Source organism: Sinorhizobium chiapasense (assembly GCF_045277575.1).
Taxonomy (GTDB): domain Bacteria; phylum Pseudomonadota; class Alphaproteobacteria; order Rhizobiales; family Rhizobiaceae; genus Ensifer; species Ensifer chiapasense_A.
In genome coordinates this window covers 3,013,363-3,027,030 of sequence record NZ_CP144205.1, presented here as the reverse complement: position 1 = coordinate 3,027,030, position 13,668 = coordinate 3,013,363, and the positions used below count along the sequence as shown (strand labels likewise).

Here is a 13,668-nt window from a genome sequence, read left to right as displayed (position 1 = left end):
GAAGACCAAGGACAGATCGCCCAACCCGCGTTCAATCCCGGCGTACGTATTCCGCCGTCATCATGTCTTTCCAGCTTCCATCCGGCGCCTGCACCTGCGCAGTCAGCAGGCGCCGGGATTGATCGATGAGCGTGATGATGTCCCGGTACCGCGCAGTCTTGCCGGGATTCTCGAAATCCGGTCCCTCGCAATAGAGGGACAGGGACCTGCCGTCCGCATCCAGTTCGCCGTCATAGACCCACATATGGGTCAGCATGGAGCCGACCCAGGTGCCGACGTAGCGTTTTGTCTCGGGATTATAGCCGAGCGTCATGAGCGTCTCGCCAAAGCTGCCGCCCGGCATCGTTCCCTGACCTTCGCAGACGATCCAGAGGCCCTGAAGCGAGCGAACATGTTCGCTCCAGGGGCCGCTTCCATCGGGTTCGTTGTCCGGCCCGGAGGTGCGAACCTGCCAGTCGCCCAGCATTTGTTCGAGCCAGCGATGCGCTTCTTCCGGTTCTGCTCTCACAGTTTTGCTTGTCCTTTGTGGCGGGCGCAGATCATTTTCGGCGGGCGCAAATCATCGCTTGACGCGCGAACGCTCGTGAAACGCTTGCGCTGGCGAAAGGTTCCGCCTGCGCGAATGTCGTCCGTCTAGCCTGCCTTGCGTTCCTGTTCGTACTCGTCGTGGCGCCGGACGAAGCTCATCGTCCGGTCTTCGTTGCGGCCCTTCGGCGCACGATCGAGCAGCATCAGCGTGCCGATCAGTTCTTCGAGACCGCGGGCATAGGACGAATAGGTGTGGTAGATCGCGCCGTCTTCGCCTTTTTGGAAGGCGCTCAGCCCCGGCAGTTCTTCATGCGCGTTGGCGCTGTCGATCTCGGTGAAATTGTAGGCGACCTTGCCGCTTGCGAGTTCGTCCGGAGAAAAGGCGACGTGGAAGTCGTGGTTGAATCCGTTGCCCGCGGCCGAGACCCATGGGAAGTGCCAGTCCATGCGCTTCCTGTAGGCTTCGATCTTCGCAAGCGGTGCATTCGATGCGGCGATCAGAGTCACGTCGTGGTGATTGAGATGCGGCAGCATTCCGGCGAAGTGATCGGCCAGGAAGGAGCAGCCGGGGCAGCCGGCCTCCCAGGTGGGCCCGAACATGAAATGGTAGACGATGAGCTGACTGCGGCCGTCGAAGAGTTCGGACAGCGACTTGCGCCCGGCCAGCGTGTCGAAAACGTAGGTCTTTTCCATCTTCACCCAGGGCAGCGCCAGCCGGGCAGCATTGACCTTGTCGCGTGCGTGGGTGTGTTCCTTTTCCAGCGCGAGCAGTTCTTTGCGCGCTTTCAACCACTCCTGAGGCGATACGACTGCGTGGTCCTGTCTCATGCCCGTTCCTCCTTCCAACGTTGCACTTGACTATTTACGTTGATATCAACATTAATCAGCCATGTCAAAGATGCCGTCAATTCCGTTCGAGACCACCCTGCATGTGAAGGATACCTGCCTCTGTCTGCATGTGCAGCGTGCCGCTCGCGCCATAGCCCGCCGATTCGATGAGGCGCTGCGGCCTCTCGATATCACCAACGGACAGTTCTCCCTGCTGATGTCGCTCAACCGTCCGGCGCCGCCGAACATGGGGTCGGTTGCTTCGCTGCTTGCCATGGATCGGACGACACTGACCGCGGCGCTGAAGCCCCTGGAACGGCGTGGCCTGGTCGAGAGCTTTCCTGACCCGGAGGACCGGCGGTCACGGCGATTGCGGCTGACGCAGGAGGGCGAAGCGCTGCTGGCGCGTGCCCTTCCCATCTGGAAGGCATTGCATGAGGCGCTCGATCCGGTGCTTGGCGAAGGTGGGCCGGACCGGCTGCGCGCGGATCTCCTGGCGCTGGCTTGAACGGTGTTGCTGAGGGGCTAATCTCCGGCTGAGGATCGTTCCCTGAGAACTTCGATGATCTCCGCCATCAGGGCCGAGGCCTGGCGCAGGCGTCTTTCGCCGAGCTCGGCGCCGAGCCTGTCGGCCCAGGCCGCCTGGCGTTCCTTGATCTCGTGCAGTGCCGTTCGCCGGCCGCCGTCAGGACCATGAGCTTCGCCTTGAGCAGGTTCATCATGACAGTATGTTGTCATTGTGGGCAGGAGCCAACAGATCCATCGGGTTCGGCAAGCAGGAGGAACGGCGATGAAACTGACCTATAAGGGAAGCTGCCACTGTGGAAATATCCGCTATGAGGCCGATGTCGACCTCGACGCCGGCACCGGCAAGTGCAACTGCTCGATCTGCTGGAAGCGGCGCTACTGGGGCGCGGTCGTCAAGCCCGACGATTTTCGCCTGCAATGCGACGAGGCCAATATCGCCGACTACCAGTTCGGCAGCGACAGTGTGCATCACCGCTTCTGCAAGACCTGCGGCGTTGCCGCCTTCGGCCACGGCTATATCGAGGAAATCGGTGGTGCCTACTACTCGGTCAACGTCGCCTGCCTGGACGACCTCGATCCGGCGGTACTCGCCGAGGCGCCGGTGCGATACATGGACGGACGCAACAACAACTGGTTCCATGCGCCCGCTGAAACGCGCCATCTCTGACGCCGGGAGATCGGTCGTCGGTCAAAGCCGGCGAAATTCGAGATGGTATGTGACCTCCTCGCCGGTCCTGGGGTCGATGGCCGGTGCGCCGTAGATCACCAGCTTGTCGCCGTCCACGAAAAAGGGGCGGATGAGATCGGACATGCCCCATGCCGGATTCCAGCTCGCATCCAGGTGGTGGATAATCCGGCCGTCTTCCAGCGTGTAGGTTCCCGCATAGGCGAGCATCGTATCGAAGAGCGCCGCCTTCTCGTCGTCCGTCGGCACGGGGCCCTTCAGTTTCGGCCGGTCGCGCTTCACCACGACGGCGCTGACGCGGCCATCCCGGTTGTAGGAGAGGTAGCCGATCGGATCGGCGCCCATGGCATCGCTGGTATCGCCGGTGGCGACAACCTCGCGCTTCCAGGAGAGCATCTTCCACGTGCCGAGCAGTTCGGATGTGCTTGCCATGACCCACCCCCTTAATCTTAGGGTTGGCTAAAATAGCAGATACACTTCATCCGGCAAAGGAGGCCGCGGTATTGAACGCGGCCGGGCGAGCGCAAAACCAGCCCAAGAAAAAAGGCTCCCGGAGCGCGGGAGCCTTTTGGCGTCATAGCTTGCTTGCGGGCTCAGCGTTCGCCGAAGTCGCGCACGGCGCCGCGGTCGGCAGAGGTTGCGAAGGCCGCATAGGCCTTGAGCGCGGTCGTCACCTTGCGCTTGCGCTGTTCGGCCGGCTTCCAGCCCTTGGCATCCTGTTCGGCGCGGCGGCTGGCAAGCTCCGCCTCGTCGACGCGCAGGCTGATCGTGCGGTTCGGGATGTCGATGTCGATCATGTCGCCTTCGCGCACCAGGCCGATCGTGCCGCCATTGGCCGCTTCCGGCGAAACGTGGCCGATCGAAAGACCGGAGGTGCCGCCGGAGAAGCGGCCGTCGGTGATCAGGGCGCAAGCCTTGCCGAGGCCCTTCGATTTCAGGTAGCTCGTCGGATAGAGCATTTCCTGCATGCCCGGGCCGCCCTTCGGGCCTTCATAGCGGATGACGACGACGTCGCCGGCCTTGATCTCGTTGCCGAGGATCGCCTTCACCGATGCATCCTGGCTTTCGAAGACGCGGGCCGGACCGGAGAACTTCAGGATGCTCTCATCGACGCCGGCGGTCTTCACGATGCAGCCGTCGATCGCGATGTTGCCCTTGAGGACGGCGAGGCCGCCGTCCTTGGAGAAGGGATGTTCGACGGAGCGGATGACGCCCTTTTCGCGGTCGGTGTCCAGTTCGTCCCAGCGCGCCTCCTGGCTGAAGGCGACCTGGGTCGGAATGCCGCCAGGGGCCGCACGGAAGAAGTTGCGCACCGTTTCGCTCGTCGTGCGGGTGATGTCCCAGCGGTCGAGGGCGTCGCCGATCGTGGCGCTGTGAACCGTCGGGCAATCGCGGTTGATGAGCCCGCCTTTGTCCAGTTCGCCGAGGATCGACATGATACCGCCGGCGCGGTGCACGTCTTCCATGTGCACGTCGCTCTTGGCCGGCGCGACCTTCGAAAGGCACGGAACCTTGCGCGACAGCCGGTCGATGTCGTCCATGGTGAAATCGACCTCGCCTTCGTAGGCGGCGGCAAGGATGTGCAGCACGGTATTGGTCGAACCGCCCATGGCGATATCGAGCGCCATGGCGTTTTCGAACGCCTGCTTGGAGGCGATCCTGCGCGGCAGGACGTTTTCATCTTCCTGCTCGTAATAGCGGCGGGCAATATCGACGATCAGATGGCCGGCTTCTACGAAGAGGCGCTTGCGGTCGGCGTGGGTCGCCAGCGTCGAGCCGTTGCCGGGCAGCGACAGGCCCAGTGCTTCGGTGAGACAGTTCATCGAATTGGCGGTGAACATGCCGGAGCAGGAGCCGCAGGTCGGGCAGGCGGAGCGCTCGATGACCTTGACGTCCTCGTCGCTGACGTTGTCGTCGGCGGCGGCGACCATGGCATCGACCAGATCGAGCGCATGCGTCTTGCCATGCAGCACGACCTTGCCCGCCTCCATCGGGCCGCCGGAGACGAAGACCGCAGGGATGTTGAGGCGGAGCGCCGCCATCAGCATGCCGGGCGTGATCTTGTCGCAGTTGGAGATGCAGACCATGGCGTCGGCGCAGTGGGCATTCACCATGTATTCGACCGAGTCGGCGATGATTTCGCGCGACGGCAGCGAGTAGAGCATGCCGTCGTGACCCATGGCGATGCCGTCGTCGACGGCGATCGTGTTGAATTCCTTGGCGACGCCGCCGGCCGCCTCGATCTCGCGGGCGACGAGCTGGCCGAGATCCTTGAGATGCACGTGGCCCGGCACGAACTGGGTGAACGAATTCACCACCGCAATAATCGGCTTGCCAAAATCGCTGTCCTTCATGCCCGTCGCGCGCCAGAGGCCGCGGGCACCGGCCATGTTACGGCCGTGGGTGGTGGTACGTGAGCGATAGGCAGGCATGGCATGTTCCTTCACGGACAGGGGGCATTGCTCGAAACATGGCGATCCTTATCGCCACAGAAGGGGCTACCTAGCGCAAAATTGCGTGCACGTCATCTTTTGCGTCAGATTATTTCGACGCCGCGCGCCTGCGTTTCACGGGGGTGATCTGTCCCTTCGAAGGTCAATCTAGCCGCGCATGGATGTCTTGGACAGCGCCGATCGGGAGGCTTTACGGAAATCTTATGGCGGGCGCCCGAAGTCGGAATCGAATCCGGACGTCTGGTGCAGCTAGGCTCTCTCCATCGAATGCGGATGAGTTCCATGTCTCTTCACGATTTCAGCCTGCGCCGTCATGCCCGGAGCCTCCTGCCCGGGCATGGTTTGCGTCGGCGACCCGATACTGTCGAAGCGAATGCGGATGAACTGGAGGCGCTGCTGCTGCGGTTGACGGCCGTTCGTCGTCTGCGTGAGCATCACGTATGGGAAGCTGTCCGAGTAATCCGGGAACTGCCCGGTCTCGCCGTGGACGAGTGGCCGTCGCGCCGGTTCCGCGATTTGATGGCGGCCGATGCCCTGGTCGACGCGGTCATCCACCTGACGTCCACGACCGAGGCAAAACTTTGCCTGCGCACGCTCAGCCACGAACTCGGGCTCTGGACCTGCACGCTGCGCTATCAGCCACCGGGTGCCGGCCGGGTCACGTTCAAGGCACGGCATGCCGATCTGGCGGCTGCGATCCTTGGCGCCTTCCTGCGTTCCTGCCGCGGCTACCAGCTTGCCGCCAGTGCCGCCGGGCACGGCCAGTTTCCCACCTGAAGGATTTATCCATGAGCATGCATTCGCTGCGCCTCGAAGGAGCGATCACGGCGCTTATCACTCCGTTTCGCGACGGCAAGATCGATATCATCGGCCTGATGTCGCTGGTCGAATGGCAGATTCGCCACGGCATCTCCGGCATCGTCGCCTGCGGCACCACCGGCGAGGCGCCGACGCTGTCGCGCGCCGAGCGGGCCGTGGTGATCGAGCGCTGCGTCGAGGTCGCTGAGCGGAAGGTGCCGGTCATCGCCGGAACCGGCACCAACAGCACCGAGACGACGATCGCGCTGACGGCAGAAGCCAAGGCGCTTGGCGCCGATGGGGCGCTCATTGTTGCGCCCTATTACAGCAAGCCGTCGCAGGAGGGGCTCTATCGCCACTTCGAGGCGGTCGCGAAGGCTGTCGATCTACCCGTCATCGTCTACAACATACCTTCGCGCACCGGCGTCGATCTCATGCCGCGCACGCTCGAACGGCTGGCGGAGCTTCCGGGCATTGTCGGCATCAAGGATGCAACCGGCGACATCGGGCGGATCCTGTCTCTGCCTGCTGCCCTGAAGAGCCGCCTTCACCCGTTTTCCGGCCGTGACCAGACGGCGCTGCCTTTCAATCTCTGTGGCGGTCACGGCACCATTTCGGTTGCGGCCAATGTCGTCCCGCGGCTGGTGGTGGCGATGCATCAGGCGATCACCACCGGCAATGCAGGTGCAGCGCTCGCCATCCATGAACGGCTAAGGCCATTGCTGGTGGCGCTGGAGCGCGAGACCAATCCGGGACCGATCAAATATGCGCTGCATCTGGTGCGTGCGCTCCGACCGGACGTGCGGTTGCCGCTGACCCCAGTCGCGCCCGAAACGGCGGCCGAGATTCGTGCGGCTCTCGAGCCGCTCGGCGAACTTCCGTCCTCCACGCGTATCGGCCGTGGTGTCCGCATCAGGCTCGCGAGCTGAGTTCCCTGAACAATTTCCGTCCCGGCCGCGTCCCTTCGTCCGTGGGATCAGCGCGGCCAGCCCATACGTCCAAAAGGAGACAGATGATGTCACGCTTGCCGCATCTTGCCGCTCAAGCCGAATCGCGGCGACGCGCCCAAGCCAACGAAAACTTCGAGAACCGCCGCGATAGCGACAGTGCGGTTCGCGACGCCTTTCTCGGCATCGGCATCCGCCTCGGTATCGTTCTTGGCCTCGCCTATGGCATTCAGGCCGCCATTTCGTGGATTGCCGGTTAAGTCTTCCTTCCCATCAACGAGGATCATTCCATCATGGGCAGTATGCAGCAGATCCGGCGCGGTTTTCGCGCACGCGCACGTTTCGTCGTCGGCCGTGACCGGCACGGCTGGTGGGTCGTTTCCGACCGCAAAGGGGTCGTCGGCGGCCTCTTCACCAGCGAGACGGCGGCCATCCACTTCGCGGTCGAGGCCAGCGACAGGCATCCGGAAGAGGTATGCCGCGCGCCGGAAGGTGCAGCCATCGATCTCGATACGTTTTCACGCCCACCAAAGGCGGGCCGCGTCCATTCCTGACCGCGCCCGAGACCGACATTGCCGATGATGCATCGTCGCCCATCCGTAAGCCTCAACTGACCGATCGGGAAGCTGCCGTCGGAGACGATGCTCGGTAGAGCCCTTGGACGAGGCGGCATCGGCGGTGTTCGACCGAGATTTTTTGTGTTGCTTGCAAAGCAGTTGGCGCAGGTTCATTCTTTTGAAGCCACCATGCCCCGGCTGGCCCAGCATTCGCCGTGCGATCCGGGGCTCGTCCGAAGGTTCGCCCTCGATGAACTGCCACGAGTGCGGTTGTGAAATTCAAGACGGGTTTGCGTTTTGCCCGAATTGCGGTGCCAAGCAGCATAGCCCGTGCCCCGGTTGCGGCGCACTCTGTCCGCCACACTTCTCGTTTTGCCCCACTTGCGGCACCAGGCTTGCAGCCCCGGCCCCGATAAAGCCGACGGTTTCGCGACCTGCGGCCGTGCAGACGCTTCCGGGGCGATCCGGCAGAGAGGCGCTCGCACCGCTTTTGCCGGAGGAGGCGGGCGCCGACCGCCGCACCGCCACCATTCTCTTCGCCGACCTCTGCGGCTTTACCGGTCTCAGCGAACAGGTGGACCCGGAAGTCCTCAGGGCATTCCAGAACGAACTCTTTGAAGAACTGACCGAGGCGGTCGAGGCTTATGGCGGTTTCGTCGACAAATTTATCGGCGACGCGCTGCTTGCCCTTTTCGGCGCGCCGGTGGCGCACGAGGACGACCCCGAGAGGGCGCTTCGTGCCGCGCTCGACATGGCGGGCAGGGCAAGGCGGGTCGGCGAGCGCTGGCAGCGGCGGATCGGCGAACCACTGGACCTCCATATCGGGCTGAACACCGGAACGGTCGTGGCGGGGCATTTGGGCGCCGGCGATGGCAAGGGCTATTCGGTGACCGGCGACGCAGTCAACACGGCGCAGCGGCTGCAATCGCTGGCGGGGCCTGGGGAGATCCTTGTCGGACCGGTGACCTATCGGTTGACCTGCCACGCCTTTGTCTACGAGGCGCTTGGCGCGATGACGCTGCGCGGCAAGGCGGGCAGCGTCGAGGTCTACAGGCTGACGCAGTCGCTGGAGGCGCCGCGTCGGGCACGTGGTCTCGAGGCGCTGGGGCTCGGCGCGCCGTTGATCGGGCGTGAGGCGGAGATGAAGCGTCTCAGCGATTGCCTCGAACTGGCCTGCGGCGGGGCGGCGCAGTTCGTGCGCCTGACGGGAGAGGCCGGGCTCGGGAAGTCGCGGCTGGTCAACGAATTTCTCGAACGGGTGGCCGCGGATGCGCGCTTTTCGAACGTCGTCGTTCGCCGCGCCGGCAGTTCCTCGCTCGGAGAACCGTCCTATGGCGTTCTCGCGGCAGTGTTGCGCGGTGCCTATGGGATTTCGATGGGCGACAGCCTGCAGCGGACGACGGAGCTGCTTGCCGCCGGACTGGCCGAGATCGGCTTTGCCCAGGACAAGCTCGAACAGCTCGTGCCGCTGTTCCTGCGAATCCTGGGCGTGGATTCCCAGGATGAGCTGTTGCGCCATGTGGAGCCGGAACAGATGCGCCGGCAGCTTTTCGCGGCGGTGAGGGCGATCTTTGAACGGCGCCTGTCGCGGACGCCCTTGCTGCTCGTGATCGAGGACTTGCACTGGGCCGACGCTGCCTCGCTCGAGGCCGTTTCCTTCGTCCTCGACCGGACGGAGGCCAGCCCGTTGATGCTGTTGACCACCCAGCGGCCCGACGCCGATGCCGATCGACTGAAGCCAGGCCGTACAAGCTTGACCGCGCTGCGCCTCGCGCCGCTTTCAGAAGCCGACGGGCGACGGCTGCTTGCGGCCTTCTTCGGTGGGGACGGGCTGCATCAGGCGCTTGCCGGCCGCATATTGGCGCGGGCCGGCGGCAACCCCCTGTTCATCGAGGAAATCGTGCGCGGCCTGATCGATGTTTCCGCCATGCAGCAGGTCGGCTCGGCCTGGCGGGTGGTGGAGCGCGAGGCGGCGGCCGAGATTCCGGTGACCATCGAGGCGATGCTGCTCGGCCGCGTCGACCGGCTGCCGCCGGACGCCCGCCGATTGCTGCATCACGCTGCGGTGATCGGGCCGCGCTTCGATGCGGATCTGCTGCAAGCGGTTTCGGGGCGGACGCCGGTGGACACGATTCTCGATCTGCTCTGCGACAAGGAGATCATCGAAGAGACCAGCGACGGCGGCGGGTTGCTGGGCACGCAGACCTATCGCTTTACCCAGACGCTGTTGCAGGAGGTGGTCTACAACAACCTGCTGCTCAGCCGGCGCACGGACGAGCATGCGTTGATCGGCAAGGTGCTGGAGCGCAGGTTCGGCGAGGATACCGAACGGCTCGAGGAAATGGCGCTGCTCGGCCACCATTTCGGCCTCTCCGAACACAAGGCCAAGGGCGCCCGTTACCTGATCGCGGCCGGAGACCGGGCGCGGGCGCTCTATGCCAATGACGATGCCATCCGGCTCTATGAACAGGCGATGGCGGCGCTGGCGGCCACCGGCGAGGAGGGGCCTGAATGGCTGGCCGCACGCGAACGGGTCGCCGATCTCCTGGGGCCGACCGGCCAGCGCGAGGCGGCGGTTCAGCACTATGGCGCGCTTCTGGAGATATACTGCGCCACGGACGACCGGGTTGCATCGGCACGGATCCGGCGCAAATTCGGCCATCATCTGTGGGAAGCCGGGCGGCGTGACGAAGCGTTGGCTTCCTTTGCCGCAGCCACCGAGCTGCTCGAGGGCGTGAGCGCGCCGATTGAAGGTGCGCATCTTTCGCAGGAATGCGGCCATCTCGCCTTCCGCATGGGCGATTATACCGGCGCCCTCAAGGCGGCGGATGACGCCCTGGATCGCATTGCGGCCTATACCCCGGACAACCCGGAGACCGAGCGGGAGGCGATGCGGGTCAAGGCCGAAGCGCTGAACACCAAGGGCGTGACGCTTGCCCGCCTTGGCCGTAGCGGCGAAGCGATCGGTATCGTCGAGCGAAGTGTCGCGGTGGCGGAAGGCGCGAACCTGTTGAATGCCGCCTGTCGCGGCTACACCAATTTGGCGGTGCTTTACGCGATCACCGATCCGAAACGTGCGATCGAGGTATGCCGCTGCGGTTTCGACATGGCCAAGCGCATCGGCGACCTTGGTTTTCAGGCGCGTCTGCTCGCCAACCTTGCTGTCGCCTATTGCACCTTCACCGATCGCTGTGCGCCGGATGGAATGCCGGCAGCCGAGCGCGCGATCGCGATCGACCGGGAACTCGACCAGCGCGACCATCTGCCGGTGTCGCTGCTGGTGCTCGGCCAGATCCATCAGTGTCATGGCCGGCCGGATGTCGCCCGCAGCCTTTATCAGGAGGCGCTCGACCTTTGCGGAGAAACGCAAGAGGCGCAGCTCCTGTTTCCGTGTTATGATGGCTTGGCGACGCTCTGCCTGGACGCCGGCGATCTCGATGCAGCGGAAAGGTACTTCGCCTTGGCGCGAGACATATGTGCACAACATGGTCTCGATCCTGAGGCGTTGATGATTCTGCCGTTTCTTGATTGACATTTCCGATCGTTGCGTGGGGCGCAGCGTCCGCCTTTGCATTGCCGCGCATAGCTTGCCGGAGAGAAAGCGCCCGCCCTGCCACAGGCGTACCGGGAGCGTTCCGGCCGGGATGAGGAGACGAGACATGGTTGAGCCGATGAGTGGACGGCCGTTGCAGCCGGGTGACCGGGCGCCGAATGTGGTGCTCGACGCAATCACGCAGGAAGGTCAGATCGCCCTTGATGATTTTCGTGGCCGCAAGCCGGTCCTCGTCGGCCTGTTCCGCGGCCTGCATTGTCCGTTCTGCAGACGGCAGATCGCTGCCATGGCGCAGCTCGACGGTGCCTTGCGGGAGAGGGGCATCGAGAGCCTGACGGTGGTCAACACGCCGATCGAGCGGGCCCGCCTCTATTTCCGTTATCATCCCGTGCCGAACTTGCTGGCCGCTTCCGATCCCGAGCGGGTCTCGCATCGGGCCTTCGGTTTGCCCAACCTCGAATTCACGGCGGATGAGGACGAGTGGCCACGCAAGATCGCGCAGTCGACGTTGATGGCGATGAAGGTGAAGCTGCCGGGCGAAATGCCGGAGCCGATGGACCCGATGGCGGCGATGGCCTTTCTCGACAAGGCGGACGGCTATGAGGTCACGGAAGCGGACGAACGCATGATGGCAACGGGGGCGGGGCAGCTCGTCGGCGAATTCCTGCTCGATCGCGATGGCGTCGTGCGCTGGAGCTTCACGGAAGTGCCGGATGGCGGCAAGAACCTGTTCGGCGTTCCCCGTCGCGACGAACTGATGTCCGTCGCTTCCGCCATGGTGCACTAAAGCGGGTCACGATCTTTCCGATCCGCTCCTTGCGCTTTAAGCCCTTGATATTTCGCATGTCGCTATCGCAAAACCGCTGCGCACTTTTACGCGACATGCCTTAGGGCGACGACCTTGGATGGTTGGCCGTCGACGGCAGTTGACGTCGGCGGCGGTCCCGGAACAGCCCCCGCCGATCCGGTGATCGACGGGGTTTTTCGTCGGGACACTTTGCGCGACAGGCTTTAGCCGAGCGACGCGATCGCCTCGTCGATCAGCCCGACGATCTCCTTTGGATGCGATGCAAGCGAAGCGTGGCTGGCGTCGAGGGTGATGATCTTCTTTGCCTTGATGCGTTCGGCCATCCACTGTTCGGTTTCCGGCGGGATCATGTTGTCGTGGCGCGATACCTGGTACCAGCTCGGCTTCGTCTTCCAGGCCGGCGGTCCGGCCTTGTCCTCGAAGCAACGCCCGGCGATCGGCTTCTGCGCCACCGCCATGACCAGTGCGTCGGTCTCGTTCAAATCCTGGCCGAAGCTCTGGCGGAAGGTGTCTTGCGCCAACCAGAGAAAACCGTCCTTGTCGGGCTGGATGCTGGCGGCACCGGAGGGCGGGTCGCGCCGTGCAAAGATGCTGCCGAGGCTGTCGCCCTCATCGGGCGCGAAGGCCGCGATATAGACGAGGCCGACGACATTGGACGCGTGGCCAGCACCGCTGATCACCGCGCCGCCATAGGAGTGGCCGACGAGCAGGGTCGGGCCCTCGAGCGCCTCCGCCAGCCTGCGCGTGCGCTCGACGTCGTCGGCAAGCGAGGTCAGCGGGTTCTGCACTGCGGCGATTCTGTAGCCCTTGGCGTGGAGCGGCGGGATCACATGACGCCAATGGGATGCATCGCCCCAGGCGCCGTGTACGAGCAGGATGTTCTTGACGGCAGGCATTGTCCGTTCCTTTCTCATATTGAGAAGATGTGGCCGGCGACGTCGCCGTCGCGCATCAGGGCGCGAGTTGCGCTGCCGCCCGTTGGTCTACGGATGCGATGGACTACGGATACGATCAGATTGCAAAGGCAAACTAGGGCGCGGAACTCCACCCTTCCATGACGGAAGACATTAAACTTCGTAGAGAATCGGAATGAGTGAAGGTGTCGCCAGCCGGCACGTCACGGGCAAACGAAAAGGGCCTCTCGATTTCTCGAAAGGCCCTTGGAATTCGAATGGTGGGCGTGACAAGGATCGAACTTGTGACCCCTACGATGTCAACGTAGTGCTCTCCCGCTGAGCTACACGCCCATCCGATGTCGGCGCATAGACCACAAAACCCGTTGCCGCGTCAATAGGGTTTTCGAAGGTTTTTTGACAGAAATTTCGACGGCCCGTTTTTTTCATCCGAGGGTCGGTCGCGGCGAGCCGGCGAGTGCCCGGATTTCCGGGATTCCCGCTAAGGCCTTGAAACGAAAAGACCGCCGCAGATCCCTTGTGGATCGCGGCGGTCGATCGGAAATCGTCCCACTGCATGCCGTGAGCGGCAGAGGCTGTGGAAAACCGTCGTGGCTCAGGCGGCGGCCAGCATCTTGTTGACCTCGTCGACGAGGTCGCGGAGGTGGAAGGGCTTCGAAAGCACCTTGGCATCCTTTGGCGCCTTGGAGTCCGGGTTGAGCGCGACAGCGGCAAAACCGGTGATGAACATGACCTTGAGGTCCGGATCGAGTTCTGTCGCGCGGCGCGCCAGCTCGATGCCGTCCATCTCGGGCATGACGATGTCGGTGAGGAGAAGCGAGAAAGGCTCCTCACGAAGCCGGTCATAGGCGCTGGCGCCGTTGTCGTAGGACATGACCTTGTAGCCGGCCTTTTCGAGCGCCTTCACCAGGAATCGGCGCATATCGTTGTCGTCTTCGGCAAGAAGGATTTTCGCAGTCATGAATTCGGCCGTGCTTCTCTTTTTTCAGTTCATTGCGCGTAGATTGCGGCGTTTTATCCAAACCGCAACGCGGTAAATATCTCGTGAACGCGGGACGTCAATTCCCCG

The 13,668-nt window shown here is 63.6% G+C and carries 15 protein-coding genes and 1 tRNA gene; 8 read left to right on the top strand and 8 right to left on the bottom strand.

Going from position 1 to position 13,668, the window contains the following annotated elements:
* Positions 1–31 precede the first annotated feature (31 nt).
* Both QM996_RS14695 and QM996_RS14690 read right to left on the bottom strand, forming a co-directional pair.
* Positions 32–508, bottom strand: coding sequence for a DUF1579 domain-containing protein (locus tag QM996_RS14695; RefSeq protein ID WP_500268103.1), 477 nt, complete (start codon positions 506–508; stop codon positions 32–34).
* 125 nt (positions 509–633) lie between these two features.
* On the bottom strand, positions 634–1,356 hold the full coding sequence (locus QM996_RS14690; protein WP_500268102.1) for a DUF899 domain-containing protein: 723 nt from the start codon (positions 1,354–1,356) through the stop codon (positions 634–636).
* Positions 1,357–1,417: 61 nt separating this feature from the next.
* Here QM996_RS14690 and QM996_RS14685 point away from each other — a divergent pair, with 61 nt between their 5' ends.
* Entirely contained in the window at positions 1,418–1,864 is a 447-nt protein-coding gene (locus tag QM996_RS14685) for a MarR family winged helix-turn-helix transcriptional regulator (protein ID WP_500268101.1), read from the top strand.
* Between the two features lie 17 nt (positions 1,865–1,881).
* On the opposite strand, the gene QM996_RS14680 is transcribed toward QM996_RS14685, so the two are convergent.
* The gene (locus QM996_RS14680) at positions 1,882–2,094 is read right to left on the bottom strand and encodes a hypothetical protein (protein WP_500268100.1); all 213 of its coding nucleotides are present in this window, start codon (positions 2,092–2,094) and stop codon (positions 1,882–1,884) included.
* 52 nt (positions 2,095–2,146) lie between these two features.
* On the opposite strand from QM996_RS14680, the gene QM996_RS14675 reads away from it, so the two are divergent.
* The gene (locus QM996_RS14675) at positions 2,147–2,551 is read left to right on the top strand and encodes a GFA family protein (protein ID WP_500268099.1); all 405 of its coding nucleotides are present in this window, start codon (positions 2,147–2,149) and stop codon (positions 2,549–2,551) included.
* A 21-nt stretch (positions 2,552–2,572) separates the two neighbouring features.
* On the opposite strand, the gene QM996_RS14670 is transcribed toward QM996_RS14675, so the two are convergent.
* Entirely contained in the window at positions 2,573–3,001 is a 429-nt protein-coding gene (locus QM996_RS14670) for a lipocalin-like domain-containing protein (protein ID WP_500268098.1), read from the bottom strand.
* Between the two features lie 161 nt (positions 3,002–3,162).
* Positions 3,163–5,001, bottom strand: a complete 1,839-nt coding sequence (gene ilvD, locus QM996_RS14665) for a dihydroxy-acid dehydratase (RefSeq protein WP_500268097.1) — start codon at positions 4,999–5,001, stop codon at positions 3,163–3,165.
* A gap of 303 nt (positions 5,002–5,304) precedes the next feature.
* Between ilvD and QM996_RS14660 the strand changes: the two genes are divergently transcribed.
* The 6 genes from QM996_RS14660 (at position 5,305) to QM996_RS14635 (ending at position 11,664) form a co-directional block, all read left to right on the top strand.
* The gene (locus tag QM996_RS14660; protein ID WP_500268096.1) at positions 5,305–5,799 is read left to right on the top strand and encodes a hypothetical protein; all 495 of its coding nucleotides are present in this window, start codon (positions 5,305–5,307) and stop codon (positions 5,797–5,799) included.
* A gap of 11 nt (positions 5,800–5,810) precedes the next feature.
* A complete protein-coding gene (gene dapA, locus QM996_RS14655; RefSeq protein ID WP_500268095.1) occupies positions 5,811–6,749 on the top strand; it encodes a 4-hydroxy-tetrahydrodipicolinate synthase family protein in 939 nt (312 codons plus the stop codon).
* An 83-nt stretch (positions 6,750–6,832) separates the two neighbouring features.
* Positions 6,833–7,027, top strand: a complete 195-nt coding sequence (locus QM996_RS14650; protein WP_500268094.1) for a hypothetical protein — start codon at positions 6,833–6,835, stop codon at positions 7,025–7,027.
* A 33-nt stretch (positions 7,028–7,060) separates the two neighbouring features.
* On the top strand, positions 7,061–7,321 hold the full coding sequence (locus QM996_RS14645) for a hypothetical protein (RefSeq protein WP_500268093.1): 261 nt from the start codon (positions 7,061–7,063) through the stop codon (positions 7,319–7,321).
* Between the two features lie 253 nt (positions 7,322–7,574).
* Positions 7,575–10,856 carry an adenylate/guanylate cyclase domain-containing protein gene (locus QM996_RS14640; RefSeq protein ID WP_500268092.1) on the top strand — a complete coding sequence of 1,094 codons (3,282 nt, stop codon included), beginning with the start codon at positions 7,575–7,577 and terminating at the stop codon, positions 10,854–10,856.
* Positions 10,857–10,983: 127 nt separating this feature from the next.
* The gene (locus tag QM996_RS14635; protein WP_500268091.1) at positions 10,984–11,664 is read left to right on the top strand and encodes a peroxiredoxin-like family protein; all 681 of its coding nucleotides are present in this window, start codon (positions 10,984–10,986) and stop codon (positions 11,662–11,664) included.
* Positions 11,665–11,888: 224 nt separating this feature from the next.
* On the opposite strand, the gene QM996_RS14630 is transcribed toward QM996_RS14635, so the two are convergent.
* The 3 genes from QM996_RS14630 to cpdR1 all read right to left on the bottom strand — a co-directional run bounded on the left by QM996_RS14630 (position 11,889) and on the right by cpdR1 (position 13,560).
* Positions 11,889–12,581, bottom strand: a complete 693-nt coding sequence (locus tag QM996_RS14630; RefSeq protein WP_500268090.1) for an alpha/beta fold hydrolase — start codon at positions 12,579–12,581, stop codon at positions 11,889–11,891.
* Between the two features lie 276 nt (positions 12,582–12,857).
* Positions 12,858–12,932, bottom strand: a tRNA-Val gene (locus tag QM996_RS14625).
* Positions 12,933–13,194: 262 nt separating this feature from the next.
* On the bottom strand, positions 13,195–13,560 hold the full coding sequence (gene cpdR1 / locus QM996_RS14620; protein WP_034786813.1) for a response regulator CpdR1: 366 nt from the start codon (positions 13,558–13,560) through the stop codon (positions 13,195–13,197).
* Positions 13,561–13,668: the final 108 nt, after the last annotated feature.

Coding starts and splice junctions, on each gene's coding strand:
- QM996_RS14690 (WP_500268102.1), bottom strand. CDS start 1,356: ATGAGACAGGACCACGCAGTCGTATCGCCTCAGGAGTGGTTGAAAGCG.
- QM996_RS14685 (WP_500268101.1), top strand. CDS start 1,418: ATGTCAAAGATGCCGTCAATTCCGTTCGAGACCACCCTGCATGTGAAG.
- QM996_RS14680 (WP_500268100.1), bottom strand. CDS start 2,094: ATGACAACATACTGTCATGATGAACCTGCTCAAGGCGAAGCTCATGGT.
- QM996_RS14675 (WP_500268099.1), top strand. CDS start 2,147: ATGAAACTGACCTATAAGGGAAGCTGCCACTGTGGAAATATCCGCTAT.
- QM996_RS14670 (WP_500268098.1), bottom strand. CDS start 3,001: ATGGCAAGCACATCCGAACTGCTCGGCACGTGGAAGATGCTCTCCTGG.
- ilvD (WP_500268097.1), bottom strand. CDS start 5,001: ATGCCTGCCTATCGCTCACGTACCACCACCCACGGCCGTAACATGGCC.
- QM996_RS14660 (WP_500268096.1), top strand. CDS start 5,305: ATGTCTCTTCACGATTTCAGCCTGCGCCGTCATGCCCGGAGCCTCCTG.
- dapA (WP_500268095.1), top strand. CDS start 5,811: ATGAGCATGCATTCGCTGCGCCTCGAAGGAGCGATCACGGCGCTTATC.
- QM996_RS14650 (WP_500268094.1), top strand. CDS start 6,833: ATGATGTCACGCTTGCCGCATCTTGCCGCTCAAGCCGAATCGCGGCGA.
- QM996_RS14645 (WP_500268093.1), top strand. CDS start 7,061: ATGGGCAGTATGCAGCAGATCCGGCGCGGTTTTCGCGCACGCGCACGT.
- QM996_RS14640 (WP_500268092.1), top strand. CDS start 7,575: ATGAACTGCCACGAGTGCGGTTGTGAAATTCAAGACGGGTTTGCGTTT.
- QM996_RS14635 (WP_500268091.1), top strand. CDS start 10,984: ATGGTTGAGCCGATGAGTGGACGGCCGTTGCAGCCGGGTGACCGGGCG.
- QM996_RS14630 (WP_500268090.1), bottom strand. CDS start 12,581: ATGCCTGCCGTCAAGAACATCCTGCTCGTACACGGCGCCTGGGGCGAT.
- cpdR1 (WP_034786813.1), bottom strand. CDS start 13,560: ATGACTGCGAAAATCCTTCTTGCCGAAGACGACAACGATATGCGCCGA.